We start from the raw sequence: 15456 nt of genomic DNA, 5'->3' as shown, positions 1-15456 counted from the left end.
TTTTCACAAACATTTGCGCCACTCTTTAACAGGCTCATGTCAACACCTGGCGCATGCGGATCAGGGTCTGGTCCAGGCTGCTCGGCTCGCCGGCGTTCTGGCGCAGGAACGCTTCGATGGCCGCATGGCGGTTGATGGCTTCGTCGGCCAGCGGGTCGCTGCCGGCGGAGTACTCGCCGACGCGGATGAGCATTTCGATTTCGCCGTAGCGCGCCATCAGCTCACGTATGCGCATGGCCAGGCGTTTGTGTTCTTCACCGGCGACCTGCTCCATCAACCGGCTGCGGCTGCGTAACACGTCCACCGCCGGGAAGTAATTGCGCTGGGCCAGTTCGGCGCTGAGGGCGATATGCCCGTCGAGGATCGAACGGGCTTCTTCGGCCACCGGGTCACTGGCCGCATCCCCTTCCGTCAACACGGTGTACAGCGCGGTGATGCTGCCGGTGGGGCCGGGGCCGGCGCGTTCGAGCAGGCGCGGCAAGGCCGAGAAAAACGACGGCGGATAACCGCGACGGGTGGGCGGTTCGCCCACGGCCAGGCCGATTTCGCGCTGGGCGCGGGCAAAGCGCGTCAGGCTGTCCATCAGCAGCAATACATTGCGGCCCTGGTCGCGGTGGTACTCGGCCAGCGTGGTGGCGACAAACGCCGCACGCACGCGCTCGGCCGCCGGACGATCCGAAGTCGCAACCACTGCCACGGTGCGCGCGCGGGCCTGGGCGTCGAGTTGCACGTCGAGCAGTTCGCGCACTTCCCTGCCCCGCTCGCCGATCAGGCCGATCACAATCACATCGGCTTCGCTGTTGCGGATGATGCTGGCGAGCAACGACGACTTGCCCACGCCCGGCTCACCAAAAATGCCCATGCGTTGGCCCTGGGCCAGGGTCAGCAAGCCGTCGATGGAGCGAATACCCAGCGCCATCGAACGCACGATCAGTTGCCGCGAAAACGGCGCGGGCGGCTCGGCATGCAGGGGGTAACGCTGCAAGGCCAGGGTCGGCGGGATGCCATCGCCGTCGAGAAAATCGCCCATGGGGCTGATCACCCGGCCCAATTGCGCATCGCCCACGGCAACGCCCAGGGTTTCGCCGGTCGCCGTGATTTGCGTGCGGGTCGACAGGCCTTCCATGGAGCCGATCGGCGACAGAATCGCCTCGTCGCCATCAAAGCCGATCACCTCGGCGCTCAAGCTGCGGCCACTGCCGGGGTCGCGCAGTTGACACAGTTCACCGATGCTCGCACCGGCCACACTGGCGCGCAGCAATACACCGCGAATGCTCAATACCGTGCCGTGCATCGGCCGTGGGCGGGCCTGCGCCAACCGTTCAGTCAGGCGTGGCAGCAGCTGTTGCAGGTTCATGCCACACCTTCTTCGGCAAAGGGCAGCAGGCTGCGGCGCAGGGTTTGCAACTGCGCTTCCAGGCCCAGTTCGACGGACCCAGCTGGGCTGTTGAGGCGCGCCTGACCGGCGCTCAGCTGCTCATCGACGTCCACGGCAATCGCCAGGCCTTCGTGCTTGAGGCGTTGGCGCAAGGCCTCGACGTCGGTCGGCGGCACCCACAGGGTCAGTGCCTGGTCCTGGCGAAATGCACTCAGGGCCTGGCGGGTGCAACGCACGACGCGGTCAGCGTTGTCCAGCTCACCCAACACCTCGTGCACGATGCCCAAAGCCAGGTCGGCCAGCGACGCTTCCAGGCTGCTCAAGTAGTGCTGCACCTGGGATTGGGTCTGCACCAGCAACTGCGCGACTTGTTCGGCGCCTGCCTGGCGCGCGCTTTCAAAGCCCTCGGCGCGGGCGGCGTGCAGCCACTGGTCGCTGTCGGCCTTGATCTGTTCGGCCTGTTCCTTGGCGGCTTGCAGAAAGGCAAACCCATCGGTCCACAGCGCTGCTTCTTCAGCACGCAGGATGCGCGCAGTGGGCCGGCTCGGTAATTCACTCATGGGCGTTGTCCTCGGCCGCAAGGCTCGCAGCAGCGGCCTGAACGATTTCCAGGTCGCGGGGCAAGCGTGCGCTGTGGCCCTGGGGGAAGGCGAAACGCAGGCGCAGCCAGCCCTGCAAGTCGGCGTGCTGGGCCTGCAGCCAGGCGGCAACACAGCCTTGGCCGTCGCGGTCGATGGCCTCAATCAGCTCCGATGGCTCGCGCAGCAGGTCTGCGGCGCCGCCAAGTTGGCGCTGCGCCAACGCCTGGCTGAATACCTCGGCACCGAGGCCCTCGCGCAATTCGTTGACCACCTCACGGCGGATCTCGCGGCTCAGGGTCGAGGCATGCCAGATGGCACCGCACAACCGTGGCAGGCGTGAAAACTGCGCGGGTGACAACAGCAACACCGCCAGGTCGGCGGCGGACGGCGTCACCAGGTGCGCAATTGGCGCCAACTGATAATGGTTGACCAGCAACTGCTCCAGACGCTGACGAAAACGCGCCTGGCCTTGCAGGGCCTGCAGCACTTCATCGGGCAACTCATCGGCGAAACAGGCGCCCAGGCTCGGCCCGCGCACAAACTGCAGAGGCTCGGCGATCAGCCCCTGCCAGCGTTCAACCAGGCTCATTCACCCTCCTTGAGCACATACATCGCCTGGGACTGACGCCGCGCCCAGTGTTGGCGAGCCAATACCCCAAGCGCGCCGAGGGCAATCAGCAGCAAGCCGCCAAACATCACGCGTGCCTGCGCCAGGTTGTCTTCCAGCAACCACAGCCCCATGAAGCGCGCCAACCGCGGTTGCGCCGGGTTCTGGCTGATGGCGACGGCGGCCTTGATCGCCGTCACCGAGACGCCGTCGTAGCTCAGGCCGGAAATGCCGTTGGCGACCAAGGTCTTGATCTGCGGGATCAGCGTATTGATGTCGGTGCCCGGGTCGTAACGCACCAGCACCGAGGCCGACGACGGTGAAATCACGCGTTTGAGCAGGTCGTTGTCGGGCAACACCACGTGCACGCGGGCGGCGACGATGCCGTCGATCTGCGACACCGAGTGCGACAGTTCTTCGCTCAGCGCATAGATCATCTGCGCGCGCTCCTGCACCGGCGACGACACCAGGCCATTGCCCTTGAACACCTCGCCCATGTTGGAAAAGCTCTGTTGCGGCAGGCCGGCGTTGTCGAGCAGCGTCATGGCCTCGGCAAAGCGCTCCTCGTCCACCACCACTTTGAGCTGGCCGTTGTCCTGGGTCTTGCGCTCCGCCGGGATGCCACCGCGCAGCAGCACCGCGACCATGGCGTTGGCATCGCGCTCGCTGAGGTTGGTATAGAGGTCGGTGTTGCACGCCTGCAAGAGGCTGGCGAGCAGGCCGATCAGCAGCAGGCGCAGCGCGCGGTTTGGGCTTGGCATGGCGTTATTGACCCTTGAGCAACGTGTTGGCGGACCCGGAAATCTGCGTCGCACCGCGCACCACCATCTGGGTTTCGATGGAGTAATCGAACATCTTGCCCAGGGAGTGCACGATCTGGTCGACCTGTTGCTCGCCGACTTTTTTGCCCGGCTCGCCCTGCGGCGAAGCACTTGCCGTGCGGATGTCCACCGAGGCCGGCGGCGGCGCCGACGGGTTATTGGTGAGCACATCGGCGCGTTCGGAAAACGCGCGCGTACGGTCGATGAAACTGTTCATGCGCTCCATCAGGCCCGAGCCGATCTGGTGCGGGCTGGCGCCTTCGGGCATGCCCTTGGCGGTATTGGCCATGTGCTCGAACAGGTTCTGCGAGGCCCCGGCGGGCCCCGCACCGGCGGACGGCGGCAAGGCCGTGGCGCCGGCGGCGAGACTGATAGTCATAGGGGCTCCCTACTCTTCGTCGTCATCGGACATGGCGTCGTTCAGCAGTTCCTGCATCTTCGGCATGATGATGAACTGACCGCCGATAGTGACGGCCTGGGTGATCAACGCATCGTTGAATTCGGCGTCGCTGGTCTCCGACGGTTTGTCGGCGGCCTTGGCGTTATCCACCGCGGCGTTGAACTTGGCTTCAGGGCTGGCGCCACCGGGGGCGAGGTTGCTGTCTACGGCCGTTACGGACATGGTGCTGCTCCTTTACTGGGTTGGGGTTTCGGTACTGACTTGCGCGCCACGGAACACCCGCACGCCGCGCTCGCGCGCCACCGGGGCGGCCACGACCGTGGGTTGCAGGTGGTCGACATGCTGTTGCACCAGCGCCAGGTATGGCGGCGGGCCGGAAACAAACACTTCATCGCCCTCGGGGCCGTTGCGCATGGAGAGTTGCTGGCCGAACACGTCGAGGGTGTTCAGGTAGGCCTGCAACTGGTCCAGGTTCAGGGCGCTGGACTTGAACAGCTTGGTGCTGATTTCATCGCTGGCATTGAGGTACAACAGGTTGCCATCGAAGTACCAGGTCAGGCCGTTGGTGCTGCACAAGGTCTGCAGGAACTCACCGGCGGTGGCTGCGCGAATGGTGCTGCGCGCCTTGCCGCGCACCTTGTCGGAGAGCACCAGCGGCACGTCGAGGTTGTGGCCGAATTCTTCCAACGCGCTGCGAACGTCCTGATCGACCAGCACGTAGGCGTAGGGCTGCGAGAACCACGCGGGCTCCTCGGCCGCGTTGGCAAAACCCGCACCGAACAGGCATAGGAGCGCCATCAAAAATATGCTTACATGGCCTGCGCCTTCGCCCGACGAGTTGTGACGATGACCCACAAATTTCTGCTCGCCAGCACCTTGCTGCTGGCTGCCTGCTCCAGCAAACCTGCGACCGATACCGACAAATCCCTGCAACTGGCCAACGACCTGAGCAAGCGCGGCGACTACAGCAGCGCGGCTGCGTTGTACGAGCGCGCCACCCAGCAACCGGGTGCCGGCATTGAGCTGTGGCTCAAGCTCGGCCAGGCCCGGCTCGACGCCAAGGACGCGCTGGGCGCCGAACGCGCCTTCCAGCAGGCGCTGGGGTTCGATGCCCACAACGCCGACGCCCTGCTCGGCCTTGGCACTGCGCAGTTGCAATTGGGCAAGACCCAACGCGCCGTGACAGCGTTGGGGCAGGCTGCCGAGATCAATCACTTGCCGGTGGCCTACACCCGCCTGGGCATTGCCCACGTGCTGAATGGCCAGGCCGGTGCCGCACAAACCGCCTTCGCCAAAAGCCTGAGCCTGCAGCCCGACGACCTCGACAGCCGTTGCAACCTGGCGCTGGCTTATGCGCTGGGCGGGCAGCCGCAACAGGCGCTGGATACCATTGCGCCCGTCACCCAATCGCCGCGCGCATTGCCACGGCATCAGCGCAATGAGTTGTTGGTGATGGTGTTGGCCGGGTATGAGCAGCGGGTGGCCAGCCTTCCCCTTGACGACATCCCTGCCGCAGAACGTGCGCGATTGGTGGTGGAGGCCAAGCGGATCAAGGCGATCAGTGATCCGGTGGCGCAGGCCAAGGAATTGGGGTTGGTGGACCCGCGTTGATCCCGTGGTGATTAAGGGTGTTGTGGTGAACGGGCTGGTTGAGGTGAACGGGGTTGCTGTGGCAAGTGGGCTTGTTGTGGCGAGCGGGCTTGCCCCGCGTTGGGCTGCGAAGCGGCCCCTCTCGCCGCGTTCTTTCAGATAGCACTCAGGGCCTGGTTTTGGGGCTGCTTCGCAGCCCAACGCGGGGCAAGCCCGCTCGCCACAGGACTTCGTCAGAACACAGGAAACGTGGCCTTCAACAGTCATTGTTGGCCTCCGGTGGCGCCGGCTTTGGCTTCTTGCTGGTCCTTGCGGCGTTGCAGCTGCTCGCGGTCGAAGCCTTCGATGTAGACCTGCGCGGCGCGGCCAACGGGGGCGGCCATCGCCGGGCCGGTGGTGCGGCCTTGGGTCAGGTCCTGTCTGCGCTCGACCATCTGCATCAAATTCAAATTGTTCGCGCAGCCCAGCGGCAGCGTCGGTTTGAAGTCTTCGTCCAGCCCGATTGCGTCCTTGGCCGCTGGCTGCTGGCACTGGCTCGGCAAGCCATCCGCGCGAAACTCCGGCGCGTAGTACACCGGCGCCAAGTGGGTCTGGCAGCCCATCAGCGCCAGGGGCAAGAGCATCAACACACGCAAAGCAGCCATCGCAGGCCCCCTCATCAATTCATGTAAAAACCGAACGCGCCGCCGCTGCGCGGGCCGCTGGCTGCGGCGGTCGCCGGTTGTGCGTCCAGCGGCGTGGCGAGCGTGCGACTGCGCACCGGCTCGACCAGGTACGGGGTAATCAGGATCACCAGTTCGGTTTCATTGCGCTGGAAACGCTTGGAGCGAAACAGGTTGCCCAGGATCGGCAAGTCGCCAAGCAGCGGCAGCTTTTCAATGTCCTGGCTGCTCTCACGCTGGAACAGCCCGGCAATCGCGAAGGTCTGCCCGCTGCCGACTTCCACCCGCGTGTCCGCGCGGCGCACGCCGAAGGACGGCACATGGAAGTTGCCGAAATCGACGGTGCCGCCGCTGACCACGCTGCTGACTTCCGGGCGTACTTGCAGGGCGATGCGACCGTTGGGCAACAGCGTCGGGTTGAACAGCAGCGACACGCCGAACGACTTGTATTCGATGCCCACCAGGTCACGGTTGACCGGCACCGGGATCGCCACTTCGCCACCGGCGAGGAAGCTGGCGGTCTGGCCGGTCATGGCGGTGATATTCGGCTCGGCCAATATCTGCAAAATGCCGTTGGCCTGCAGCGCGTCGAGCATGCCGTCGATGTTCACATTGCCCGAGCCGGTGCCTGCCGTTGCCAGGCCACCGGCCGTTGCCGCTGCCAGGCCGCCGCCGGTGATCAGGCCAAAGGAGAAGGTGCCGTTGCTGAACATCGCGTTCCAGTTCACGCCGTAGTGCAGCAATTCGGAGCGCGAGACTTCGGCAAACCGTACGCGCAGGTTCACCTGGGCCGCGCCTGCGTATTCGGTGGTGTTGATTGCGCTCTGGAAGCCCTGGCCCTGCGGGTTGAGCAGCGCGTTAAGGTCCGTCGCTTCGGCCACCGAACCGACGGTGCCCTTGGCGATCAGGCGGTTGCCGGCGCCGCTGATCTGCGCGCCATTGCCGGGGTGCAAGGCCTGCATCGGCGTGGTCACCGCGGCCGTACCGCTGCTGACCGACAAGGTCAGGCTGGCCAGTTGTTTACCGTCATTACCTAGGGCAATCAGGCTGGTAGTGCCTGGCGCCTTGCCGAAAATATAAATCGTGCCCGGCGACACCACCTGCAGGTCGGCCACGTTCGGCTCGGCGACCAGTACCGAATCCACCGGCGCCACAAAATGCAGAATGCGCCCTTCACCGGACGCCAGGTTGATCGAACCTGAGGCCCCGTTGGCAATGTCCTGAGCCTGACTTGCAGTGGAGACCAGAGCCAGCAACAACATACAAAAACGCATCATGAGGCAGACGCCAGGGAGGTGACGGAAGCCGCGGCAGGCGCGCGGCGGTTGGAAATATCGGTGAGGCTGATGGTCACCAGCGCTTGCAGGTTGTACTCGGTGGCCAGCTCGCGGAACGACAGCACCGCCAGCTCCAGTTCACCGCGCAGCACCAGACGGCGCAGGCTGCGCCGCAGCTCCGGGTGCACCAGCAATACCGCGCTGTTGACCTCGCGGGTGTTTTCACAGGCTTGGCGCAGTTGTGCGAGCAAGGCGCGGCTGACGTCTTCGGGGATCAATTCGCGCTGCGGCTCCTGGCGACGCAGGGACGCGCGCAACTGGTCTTCCAGGCCCGGCGCCAGCACCAGTGCACCGATTACCCGGTTACGGTCGGCGTACTGATGGCTGATCTGGCGCGCCAATGCCGCGCGCAAATGTTCGGCCAGCCGCCCGGCATCGGTCTCGCGGGCGCCCCACTCCACCATGGCTTCGAGCAAGGCGCGCTGATTGCGGATCGACACGCCTTCGCCGACCAACAGGCGCAAGGTCTCGGCAACGCGCTGCAAGGGGACCAGGCGCAAGGCTTCCTTGACCAGTTCGCCGTACGTGGCTTCGGTGCGCTCGAGCAGCAGGCGGGTTTCCTGGATGCCGAGGAAGTCGGCGGCATAGCGGCGCAGGCTGCGTTCCAGCACGCCGCGCAAGACTTCGTCGGGCAGCAGGAAACCGATGCCGGCGTTGCGCAAGGTCTCTTCGTGCTGGCGCTCGACCCAGTGGGCATTACGGCCGTTGAGCGGCGAGTCGGCTTGCACGGTGGCGATGTCCAGCAGTTGCACATGCACCGGGTCGTCCTGCACAAGCAAGCCATTGATCGGCAGTTCGCCTTCGCTCACCGGCACGCCTTCCAGCGACACGCGGAAACTGCCCGGCGTGGCATTGGCCTCCATGTAGATGCCCGGCACCGGCACATCCACGCCCAGGTCAGTACGGATGTCGTGACACAGCGCTTCGACACGCTGGCGCAGCAACTGGCGCGGCGCGCTCTGGGACACGCCGCTGCCCAGGGTGAGCAGCACGCGAGTATCGGGCAGCAGGTTGTCATCCAGTTCGGCCTGCGCCTCGACCACCGGTTCCGGGGTTTCGGCCAAGGCTTCCAGCTCGCCCCGGGGCTGGCGGGTGTGCCGGCGGTACATCACAAACGCTGCGCCGCCAAAGGCTGCGGACAAGCCGAGGAATACCCAGGTCGGAAAACCGGGCAACAGGCTCACACCGATCATGATCAATGCCGTCAGGCCCAGTGCCCGGTAGCTGGCGCCCAGTTGCTTGATGATCTCGCTGCCCAGGTCGCCGGCTTCACCGTCGCTGTTGACCCGCGTGACCACCGTGCCCGCCGCCACCGAAATCAGCAGCGCCGGGATCTGTGCGATCAGGCCGTCACCCACGGTCAGCAGCGAGTAGGTGTGCACCGCTACACCGAACGGCATGTCGCGTTCGATCATGCCGATCAGCATGCCGCCGAGCAGGTTGACCGCCAGAATCACCAGGCCGGCGATGGCGTCGCCTTTGACGAATTTCATCGCGCCGTCCATCGCGCCGAACATCTGGCTTTCGCGCTCCAGGCGCGAACGCCGACGACGCGCTTCGGCCTGGTCGATGTCGCCATTGCGCAGGTCATTGTCGATGCTCATCTGCTTGCCGGGCATCGCGTCCAGAGTGAAGCGCGCGGCCACTTCCGCGACGCGTTCGGCGCCTTTGGTGATCACCACGAACTGCGCCACGGTGATGATCAAAAACACCACCATGCCGACCACGACCTGGCCGGCGATCACAAAGTCACCGAAGGCCTTGACGATATGGCCGGCGTCGCCGTGCAGCAGGATCAAGCGGGTGGTGGTGATCGACAAGGACAAGCGAAACAGGGTGCTGAGCAGAATCAGCGGCGGCAGCGCGGAGAATTCCACGGAATGGCCGATGTAGAACGCAACGATCAGGATCAGGATGCTCAGGGCAATGTTGAGGCCGATCAGCATGTCCACCAGGTAGGTGGGCAGCGGGATGATCATCATCACAATCGCCATCAGCATGAATGCGACGATGATCACGTCGGTGCGCTGCGCCGCCATGCGCGCCAGGTTGTTCAGGCGGTTGAGGGCACTCATGCGCCGGCCCTGCGCGCAGCCAGGTAGCGTTTGAAGCACTGGCGCGCTTCGTCCTTGCGCTCGCCGTACCACAGCGCGCGGGCGCGCAGCAGCAACAGGCTGGCGGACTCGCCTTCCAGCGCCACCAGACGATCGAGGGCGCCCAGGGCACGGCCGGCGTCGCCGCTGTCGGTGAACGCGAGCACCAGCGAGCGCAGCAACACACCGTCTTCTGGCGCGACGCTGACGGCGATCAGCAGCATCACCAGCGCGCGCTGGGACTGGCCGTTGCGCCGGTACAGCTCGCCAATGCCTTTGAGCAATTGCACGGCGTCGTCGTTATCGCGGGCCATCAGGCATGTACCTCCGAGCGTTGCTGTTCGAGGGTGCGGCGCATCTCGATCTCTTCGCTGATCAGGTCATGGGCCAGTGCCTTGATGTCCGTCTCGGCATCGAGGGACGGCAGGATGTGTTCCATCACGTGTTCCAGCAGCTCCAGGGAGCGGGCGCTGCCGAACAGCAAGGAGTCAACGCCCGCGGCGCTGGTGAGTGCTTCGAGGTCACTGCGCAGCGAGCGGCGGGTTTGGGTCTTGCGGGTGTTGAGCACCGCTTCGAACGCAGTGGCCTGGCGTGAGTTGACCGGGCGAACGGCTTCGACGGGGGCGCTGCGTGCGTCGCTGGGGATGAGCGGGCGGGGTTCGACTTTCATGCGGGGGCCTGCAAACAGCGTTCATGGCTGAATAGGTACTCTGCCCCAAGATCTCTAGCGCCTGACAGATAGCTTTCGCGGGCAAGCCCGCTCCCACATTTGAATTGCGTGGCGGTGGGTAGACTTGGGTTGGCGGGGCGGACGCCATCGCGGGCAAGCCAGCTCCCACGGGTGGGTTGGGTGCGTTCCATGGGGCGACTCATAAGGTGAAGGTGAAGCGCTCTTCGCCACGGGCGAGGATCACTTGGTTGTTCTCGATGCGCTCCAGCACCCAGTTGTCCGCCAGGGCCGCGCCGGGGTACAGGCGTTTGCCGCTGTCGTTGATCACGTAGGGGTTGGTGCCGAACCACACGGCCTGGAAGCGCACACGCGGGCGTGCGGCGTCGGCGCGTACGCTGACGCGAGGGTTGAGGACGATCTGTTGGCCGTAACGCTCATCAAAGGCTTGTTGCAGGGCCAGCCATTGAGGTCTTTGCGACTGATCGAAGCTGCCGACGGCACTGAGCTGGCCGTTGGCGTCAGTGACCTTTATTGCATCCAGGTGGGCAGCCTGGAGTTGCTGCTCCAGCCAGGTTTTGGCGTGTTCACGCGACGGTTTTTTCAGCGCAGGCACCTGCGCCGCGACCGCGGCCTGGGTGAGCGGCGTGTCGTTGCGCACCGCCAACGCCCCCGCACATAAAAACAGCAGGACGATCGCGACAATCCAGGGCGTAAATGTGCGTGTGGCGTCCGAAGGTTTTTCCTCCCCCTCAGGCGAGGCCAGGCTGACACCTGCCATGCCGATACGCAGCTGCAACGGCAGTCGCGCGCGATGGCCGCTGCCGTGGGGAATACGGACATTTTTGCCAAGCACCACATCGCCGCCCAACGCTTCGACTGCCACCTGGCCGCCCTCGAACCGCAGGCGCAGATGCAGGCCGGCGATGCCGGGATCGCTGAGTACCAGGTCGGCCGCGAGGTCCGCGCCGAGGGTGTAGACAGGCTGGTCGAGCACCAGGGAACTGCCCTGATGCAAACCGCTGGTCACAGTCAGGGTCGGTGCGCCAATACCAGCGACCGGACCCAAGGAAATCAAGGCTGTCATGTTCGGGTTTGCCCCCTTGAGCATGTGCAACGGGGTCAACAATCAGAAGGTGAAAACACTCAGCAGGTAAACGGGCAGCGCCGGCGCCGCCCGTTTTGGCGAATCAGTTCTGCGGACGCTGTTTGGTGGCGTCGAGTTCCGCTTTTTTCGCGGTACTGATTTCAGTGATCTTGGCCGACTTCTCGATAGCCATGTTGAAGGTCGCTTCCATCTTCGCGATAGCGTCGTCGGCGCCGCCGGCTTTTACTGGTGGGACATCAGCCATGTTCATCTCCTTGCATCGATAGGGAAGTTATTCAGTTGCGCAACAGCAAGCTGAAAGTATGCAAACCGGTGAATGCCCAAAACGTCAGACAGTGAGCCTTCGAACCGTCGTTGGTTTGCATGGGCCCCATACTACTCACGATCAAAACGCCTTCGTTGTGAAAGCTTGTGAAACGTTTCGCTTACAGGGTGTGAAAGGTTTGGCTCAACCTGGTAGTGAGAAAAACTCATGCAGCTGAGGCCGTTGAACTTTTTTAAAAAAATCAATACACGCAAAAGACCCAGTGTTTACGGGCCTCTGACGGCATCAATTGAACAGTTTACGAACTTTCAACCGCTGGTTGAGTGTTCGATTAGGGACGTTCTCACCGCTATTTTCGCGACCACTTCACATTTTTCGCTAATAGCCTTTTGCCCAACTTTGCGGATACTTCCATTTGTAACAAAAGCGACTTGATCATCGCGTTTGATAGCTCGGCGCGAGTGGCCTTAATGCCCGCGAGCAACTAATTGCCTGCGCCGAATTAGTACAGTTGCACTAATAGCCGAAATCATTAGTGCGCAGGCCCTGATATATGAAAGAACTTGAAGGTGATCATTTATGCCAGCGATCCCAAGTAGTCGTGACCCTGTTGACACCCCGGGCACAGACGGCTCGCAGAAGAAATTCGAAACCGCGTTGGGTATGCACAACAGCTGACCGACAGGTGTCGCACCAGCTTTAGTGTGGCAAGCTGGCTTGTTGTGGCGAGCGGGCTTGCCCCGCGCTGGGGCGCGAAGCGGCCCCTCCTACAAACACCGCATTCTTTCAGGCAAACCGCGTAGCCGGTTTTGGGGCCGCTGCGCAGCCCAACGCGGGGCAAGCCCGCTCGCCACTGCAAGCCCGCTCGCCACAACGGGCCAGCTCGCCGCAATAGGCCTGCTCGCCACGACGAGCCCGCGCCTACAGTTTTAGGTTTGCGGCGTACAGCTAATCGCACTCAGGTCCAGGTGCCCGTCCTTCAGCGGTGGGCACCAGTAGTACCCGCCCGTCAACGGCTTACTGATGCGATACAGCCCATCCACTATCCCGTCTTCCAGCCCGCTCATACGCCGCAGCTGCGCTTCAAACGCATCAAAGGAATGCCCAAACGCAAGGAACATCAACCCCGCCTGACCGTTCTCGGCCCAAGGCATCGAGCGGCGCACCACGAAGGCTTCCGGGGTGAAACTTTCCTGCGCGGTGCGTTTGGTGTGCGCGGACTCGGGGGCGTCGTCCAGCTCTTCGTTATCGCCATGGCGGCGGCCGATGATGTGGTCGCGCTCCTGCGCAGGCAACGCGGCAAAACCGTCGAGGTCGTGCTGCCATTGCTGGATCGCGGCAAAGCTCGCGCCGCTGTCGGTCATCGCGGCTTCGACCGCGGCGTCGTCGTGGGGGTTTTCAGTGCCGTCTTCATAGTCGGTCAAATCGAAGCCGGTCTTGTAGCGGAAACCTTCGGTCATCTGCACCAGGCGAAAGGCCGGCGCCAAGGCCTTTTCAACACTGCGGCTGCGCAACAGCAGCTCACCGCGATCCACGCCATGCAGCCACACCCACAGCGCCTGCTGGGTGGAGGGGTTATGCGCGCCCGGGCCGCTGACGACAGGGAACGCGCGCAAGCCGTCAATGGTTGCGCCCAGTGCAGTCACCAGCGGCTCACCCAAACCCACCACCGCGGCCGAATCCGTCAACTGCACCAGCGCGTCCAATGCGGCGGGTACGGCTGCCAGGCAATCCACGGCAAAAAACAGATGGCGTGCCTGCAAGGGCACCGGTGCGGCAAGAATGCCCGGCTGGTACTGACTCATGTGAACTCCTTCAAGAAAGCCGCGTAGTTTAACCGCCGCACGCCTGCTTTTGCTCAGGCTTTTCCAGATCACGCGGGGGCCAGACCCAATTGCGCCTTCAGCAGCGTCCAGCCCTTGGGCGTAACCCGTACCGCGCGGGAATCTTTCGAGCGGCGCAACCAACCGGCTTCGCACATCGCGCTGAGCAACTGCACGCCCAACGGCCCGGCCAAATGGTTGTAGCAGCACCGGGCAAAGCGCAGCGCCTGCGCCTCGCGACTTTGAGGTTTGAGCGCTATCGCCGACACAGGCGCAATCGCGCTGAGGCCGGATTCGCCGCCGGCACCCTCAACACCGCGCGACAAATCGGCGCAGCGCTGGGCGTGGCGCTGGCAGGGACGCTGCTGTAATGCGTCTGGCGCTTGCCACGCAGCCCTCGGATGGGTGACTCTCTAGTCATGTTTTGCAACTATTCCAGGGGTAGCGACATGACCACCAGTAACCTGCTCGCCCAGCTGTTTCCGACCTGCGCCGCCGATATTCCCGAACAATTTCGCCTGGCGGCGCCCATTGAACAGCGTGATTACCTGGTCGACGGCCAGTTGCAGGTGTGGAACGGCCCATTGGCCCAGGTACTGAGCCCGGTGCAATTGGGCGATGAGCGCGTGCATATCGGCAGCACGCCACTGCTGGACGCCGACACCGCCCTGACCGCCCTCGACGCCGCCGTGCGCGCCTACGACCGAGGCCAGGGCGAATGGCCGACGATGCGCGTGGCCGAGCGCATCCAGCATGTGGAAGCCTTTTTGCGGCGCATGCGCGAACAGCGTGACGCGGTGGTCAAGCTGCTGATGTGGGAGATCGGCAAGAACCTCAAGGACTCGCAGAAAGAATTCGACCGCACCTGCGACTACATCACCGACACCATCAATGCCCTCAAGGAACTCGACCGCCGCAGCAGCCGCTTCGAGCTGGAACAGGACACGCTTGGGCAAATCCGCCGCGTACCGCTGGGCGTGGCGCTGTGCATGGGGCCTTACAACTACCCGCTGAACGAAACCTTCACCACGCTGATCCCGGCGCTGATCATGGGCAACACCGTGGTGTTCAAGCCGGCCAAGCTTGGCGTGCTGTTGATTCGCCCGCTGCTGGAGGCGTTCCGTGACAGCTTTCCGGCCGGGGTGATCAACGTGATCTACGGCAGTGGCCGTGAAACCGTCAGTGCGCTGATGGCCAGCGGCAAGATCGATATCTTCGCGTTCATCGGCACCAACAAGGCCGCCAGCGACTTGAAAAAGCTGCACCCCAAACCACACCGTCTGCGCGCGGCCTTGGGCCTGGACGCGAAAAACCCTGGCATCGTGCTGCCCGAGGTGGACCTGGACAATGCAGTCAACGAGGCCGTCACCGGCTCGCTGTCGTTCAATGGCCAGCGCTGCACTGCGCTGAAAATCCTGTTTGTGCACGCAGATGTCGTCGAGCGCTTTATCGAGAAATTCAACACCAAGCTGGCGACATTGAAGCCAGGCATGCCGTGGGAAGACGGCGTCTCGCTGACGCCGCTGCCGGAAGTCGGCAAGGTCGATTACCTCAACGCGCTGGTGGCCGATGCGGCGCAGCATGGCGCCAAGGTGGTGAATGCCAATGGCGCAACCAGCCGCGGTTCGTTCTTCTACCCGGCGGTGCTGTACCCGGTGAACCCGCAGATGCGCGTGTACCACGAAGAGCAGTTCGGGCCAGTGGTGCCGATCGTGCCTTATCGTGACCTGGGCACGGTGATCGACTACGTGCTGGACTCGGACTTCGGTCAACAACTGAGTATCTTCGGCACCAATGCCGTGGAGGTCGGGCGCCTGGTAGATGTGTTTGCCAACCAGGTGGGCCGTATCAACATCAACGCCCAGTGCCAGCGCGGCCCGGACACGTTCCCGTTCAACGGCCGCAAGAACTCGGCCGAGGGCACGTTGTCGGTACATGACGCATTGCGCGTGTTCTCGATCCGCACGCTGGTGGCGACCAAGTTCCAGGAAAGCAACAAGGCGCTGGTCAGCGATATCCTGCGCAACCGTGACTCAAGCTTCTTGACCACCGACTACATTTTCTAACGATGGCGCAGTTCACAATGTGGGAGCGGGCTTGCTCGCGAAGGCGCTTGATCAGTCA

18 protein-coding genes are annotated in these 15456 nt (G+C 63.7%); 2 read left to right on the top strand and 16 right to left on the bottom strand.

What is annotated here, in order from left to right; genetic code table 11:
• Nucleotides 1-34: 34 nt before the first annotated feature.
• The 7 genes from ACP7B3_RS24070 to ACP7B3_RS24040 are packed head-to-tail and all read right to left on the bottom strand — an operon-like array spanning nt 35 to nt 4585.
• Nucleotides 35-1357: a FliI/YscN family ATPase gene (locus tag ACP7B3_RS24070; RefSeq protein WP_145164093.1), complete on the bottom strand. Its 1323-nt coding sequence runs from the start codon at nt 1355-1357 to the stop codon at nt 35-37.
• Entirely contained in the window at nt 1354-1938 is a 585-nt protein-coding gene (locus ACP7B3_RS24065) for a FliH/SctL family protein (protein ID WP_145164091.1), read from the bottom strand. The genes ACP7B3_RS24070 and ACP7B3_RS24065 overlap by 4 nt, the downstream gene beginning before the upstream one ends.
• On the bottom strand, nt 1931-2548 hold the full coding sequence (locus ACP7B3_RS24060) for a type III secretion protein (RefSeq protein ID WP_145164088.1): 618 nt from the start codon (nt 2546-2548) through the stop codon (nt 1931-1933). Before ACP7B3_RS24060 ends, ACP7B3_RS24065 begins: the two co-directional genes overlap by 8 nt.
• On the bottom strand, nt 2545-3327 hold the full coding sequence (gene sctJ, locus ACP7B3_RS24055) for a type III secretion system inner membrane ring lipoprotein SctJ (RefSeq protein ID WP_106578752.1): 783 nt from the start codon (nt 3325-3327) through the stop codon (nt 2545-2547). The genes ACP7B3_RS24060 and sctJ overlap by 4 nt, the downstream gene beginning before the upstream one ends.
• 4 nt (nt 3328-3331) lie before the next feature.
• Nucleotides 3332-3766 (bottom strand): hypothetical protein, encoded by a 435-nt coding sequence (locus ACP7B3_RS24050; RefSeq protein WP_145164086.1) that lies wholly within the window; start codon nt 3764-3766, stop codon nt 3332-3334.
• A gap of 9 nt (nt 3767-3775) precedes the next feature.
• Complete coding sequence (locus ACP7B3_RS24045) at nt 3776-4009, bottom strand: hypothetical protein (RefSeq protein WP_119739909.1); 234 nt, start codon at nt 4007-4009, stop codon at nt 3776-3778.
• A 12-nt stretch (nt 4010-4021) separates the two neighbouring features.
• On the bottom strand, nt 4022-4585 hold the full coding sequence (locus tag ACP7B3_RS24040; protein ID WP_145164084.1) for a type III secretion protein: 564 nt from the start codon (nt 4583-4585) through the stop codon (nt 4022-4024).
• Between the two features lie 48 nt (nt 4586-4633).
• On the opposite strand from ACP7B3_RS24040, the gene ACP7B3_RS24035 reads away from it, so the two are divergent.
• Complete coding sequence (locus tag ACP7B3_RS24035; RefSeq protein ID WP_242199429.1) at nt 4634-5398, top strand: tetratricopeptide repeat protein; 765 nt, start codon at nt 4634-4636, stop codon at nt 5396-5398.
• 242 nt (nt 5399-5640) lie between these two features.
• Here ACP7B3_RS24035 and ACP7B3_RS24030 read toward each other — a convergent pair whose 3' ends face one another.
• From ACP7B3_RS24030 to ACP7B3_RS23990, 9 genes are all read right to left on the bottom strand, one after another.
• Nucleotides 5641-6021, bottom strand: coding sequence for a hypothetical protein (locus ACP7B3_RS24030; RefSeq protein ID WP_426181327.1), 381 nt, complete (start codon nt 6019-6021; stop codon nt 5641-5643).
• A gap of 14 nt (nt 6022-6035) precedes the next feature.
• Nucleotides 6036-7316 carry a type II and III secretion system protein family protein gene (locus tag ACP7B3_RS24025; protein ID WP_426181324.1) on the bottom strand — a complete coding sequence of 427 codons (1281 nt, stop codon included), beginning with the start codon at nt 7314-7316 and terminating at the stop codon, nt 6036-6038.
• On the bottom strand, nt 7313-9451 hold the full coding sequence (gene sctV / locus ACP7B3_RS24020; protein ID WP_426181321.1) for a type III secretion system export apparatus subunit SctV: 2139 nt from the start codon (nt 9449-9451) through the stop codon (nt 7313-7315). Before sctV ends, ACP7B3_RS24025 begins: the two co-directional genes overlap by 4 nt.
• Nucleotides 9448-9783 (bottom strand): tetratricopeptide repeat protein, encoded by a 336-nt coding sequence (locus ACP7B3_RS24015; RefSeq protein ID WP_145164076.1) that lies wholly within the window; start codon nt 9781-9783, stop codon nt 9448-9450. Before ACP7B3_RS24015 ends, sctV begins: the two co-directional genes overlap by 4 nt.
• On the bottom strand, nt 9783-10139 hold the full coding sequence (locus ACP7B3_RS24010; protein WP_242199423.1) for a hypothetical protein: 357 nt from the start codon (nt 10137-10139) through the stop codon (nt 9783-9785). Before ACP7B3_RS24010 ends, ACP7B3_RS24015 begins: the two co-directional genes overlap by 1 nt.
• Nucleotides 10140-10338: 199 nt before the next feature.
• Nucleotides 10339-11223: a SctD/MshK family protein gene (locus ACP7B3_RS24005; protein WP_426181317.1), complete on the bottom strand. Its 885-nt coding sequence runs from the start codon at nt 11221-11223 to the stop codon at nt 10339-10341.
• 103 nt (nt 11224-11326) lie between these two features.
• Nucleotides 11327-11488 (bottom strand): hypothetical protein, encoded by a 162-nt coding sequence (locus ACP7B3_RS24000; protein WP_016969018.1) that lies wholly within the window; start codon nt 11486-11488, stop codon nt 11327-11329.
• Between the two features lie 950 nt (nt 11489-12438).
• Nucleotides 12439-13314 carry a Dyp-type peroxidase gene (locus tag ACP7B3_RS23995; RefSeq protein ID WP_426181314.1) on the bottom strand — a complete coding sequence of 292 codons (876 nt, stop codon included), beginning with the start codon at nt 13312-13314 and terminating at the stop codon, nt 12439-12441.
• Between the two features lie 68 nt (nt 13315-13382).
• On the bottom strand, nt 13383-13658 hold the full coding sequence (locus ACP7B3_RS23990) for a hypothetical protein (RefSeq protein WP_426181312.1): 276 nt from the start codon (nt 13656-13658) through the stop codon (nt 13383-13385).
• A gap of 123 nt (nt 13659-13781) precedes the next feature.
• On the opposite strand from ACP7B3_RS23990, the gene ACP7B3_RS23985 reads away from it, so the two are divergent.
• A complete protein-coding gene (locus ACP7B3_RS23985; RefSeq protein ID WP_404483320.1) occupies nt 13782-15398 on the top strand; it encodes an NADP-dependent glyceraldehyde-3-phosphate dehydrogenase in 1617 nt (538 codons plus the stop codon).
• The last annotated feature ends 58 nt before the right edge of the window (nt 15399-15456 follow it).

This window comes from Pseudomonas sp. TWRC1-2, from assembly GCF_049896685.1.
GTDB lineage: Bacteria > Pseudomonadota > Gammaproteobacteria > Pseudomonadales > Pseudomonadaceae > Aquipseudomonas.
Note: the sequence above shows the minus strand (reverse complement) of the source record. Positions and strands in the feature narration are given on the sequence as shown.

What these genes read in the sequence shown, in the direction of transcription:
- ACP7B3_RS24070 (WP_145164093.1), bottom strand. Translation starts at nt 1,357, where the DNA reads ATGAACCTGCAACAGCTGCTGCCACGCCTGACTGAACGGTTGGCGCAG.
- ACP7B3_RS24065 (WP_145164091.1), bottom strand. Translation starts at nt 1,938, where the DNA reads ATGAGTGAATTACCGAGCCGGCCCACTGCGCGCATCCTGCGTGCTGAA.
- ACP7B3_RS24060 (WP_145164088.1), bottom strand. Translation starts at nt 2,548, where the DNA reads ATGAGCCTGGTTGAACGCTGGCAGGGGCTGATCGCCGAGCCTCTGCAG.
- sctJ (WP_106578752.1), bottom strand. Translation starts at nt 3,327, where the DNA reads ATGCCAAGCCCAAACCGCGCGCTGCGCCTGCTGCTGATCGGCCTGCTC.
- ACP7B3_RS24050 (WP_145164086.1), bottom strand. Translation starts at nt 3,766, where the DNA reads ATGACTATCAGTCTCGCCGCCGGCGCCACGGCCTTGCCGCCGTCCGCC.
- ACP7B3_RS24045 (WP_119739909.1), bottom strand. Translation starts at nt 4,009, where the DNA reads ATGTCCGTAACGGCCGTAGACAGCAACCTCGCCCCCGGTGGCGCCAGC.
- ACP7B3_RS24040 (WP_145164084.1), bottom strand. Translation starts at nt 4,585, where the DNA reads ATGGCGCTCCTATGCCTGTTCGGTGCGGGTTTTGCCAACGCGGCCGAG.
- ACP7B3_RS24035 (WP_242199429.1), top strand. Translation starts at nt 4,634, where the DNA reads ATGACCCACAAATTTCTGCTCGCCAGCACCTTGCTGCTGGCTGCCTGC.
- ACP7B3_RS24030 (WP_426181327.1), bottom strand. Translation starts at nt 6,021, where the DNA reads ATGGCTGCTTTGCGTGTGTTGATGCTCTTGCCCCTGGCGCTGATGGGC.
- ACP7B3_RS24025 (WP_426181324.1), bottom strand. Translation starts at nt 7,316, where the DNA reads ATGATGCGTTTTTGTATGTTGTTGCTGGCTCTGGTCTCCACTGCAAGT.
- sctV (WP_426181321.1), bottom strand. Translation starts at nt 9,451, where the DNA reads ATGAGTGCCCTCAACCGCCTGAACAACCTGGCGCGCATGGCGGCGCAG.
- ACP7B3_RS24015 (WP_145164076.1), bottom strand. Translation starts at nt 9,783, where the DNA reads ATGGCCCGCGATAACGACGACGCCGTGCAATTGCTCAAAGGCATTGGC.
- ACP7B3_RS24010 (WP_242199423.1), bottom strand. Translation starts at nt 10,139, where the DNA reads ATGAAAGTCGAACCCCGCCCGCTCATCCCCAGCGACGCACGCAGCGCC.
- ACP7B3_RS24005 (WP_426181317.1), bottom strand. Translation starts at nt 11,223, where the DNA reads ATGACAGCCTTGATTTCCTTGGGTCCGGTCGCTGGTATTGGCGCACCG.
- ACP7B3_RS24000 (WP_016969018.1), bottom strand. Translation starts at nt 11,488, where the DNA reads ATGGCTGATGTCCCACCAGTAAAAGCCGGCGGCGCCGACGACGCTATC.
- ACP7B3_RS23995 (WP_426181314.1), bottom strand. Translation starts at nt 13,314, where the DNA reads ATGAGTCAGTACCAGCCGGGCATTCTTGCCGCACCGGTGCCCTTGCAG.
- ACP7B3_RS23985 (WP_404483320.1), top strand. Translation starts at nt 13,782, where the DNA reads ATGACCACCAGTAACCTGCTCGCCCAGCTGTTTCCGACCTGCGCCGCC.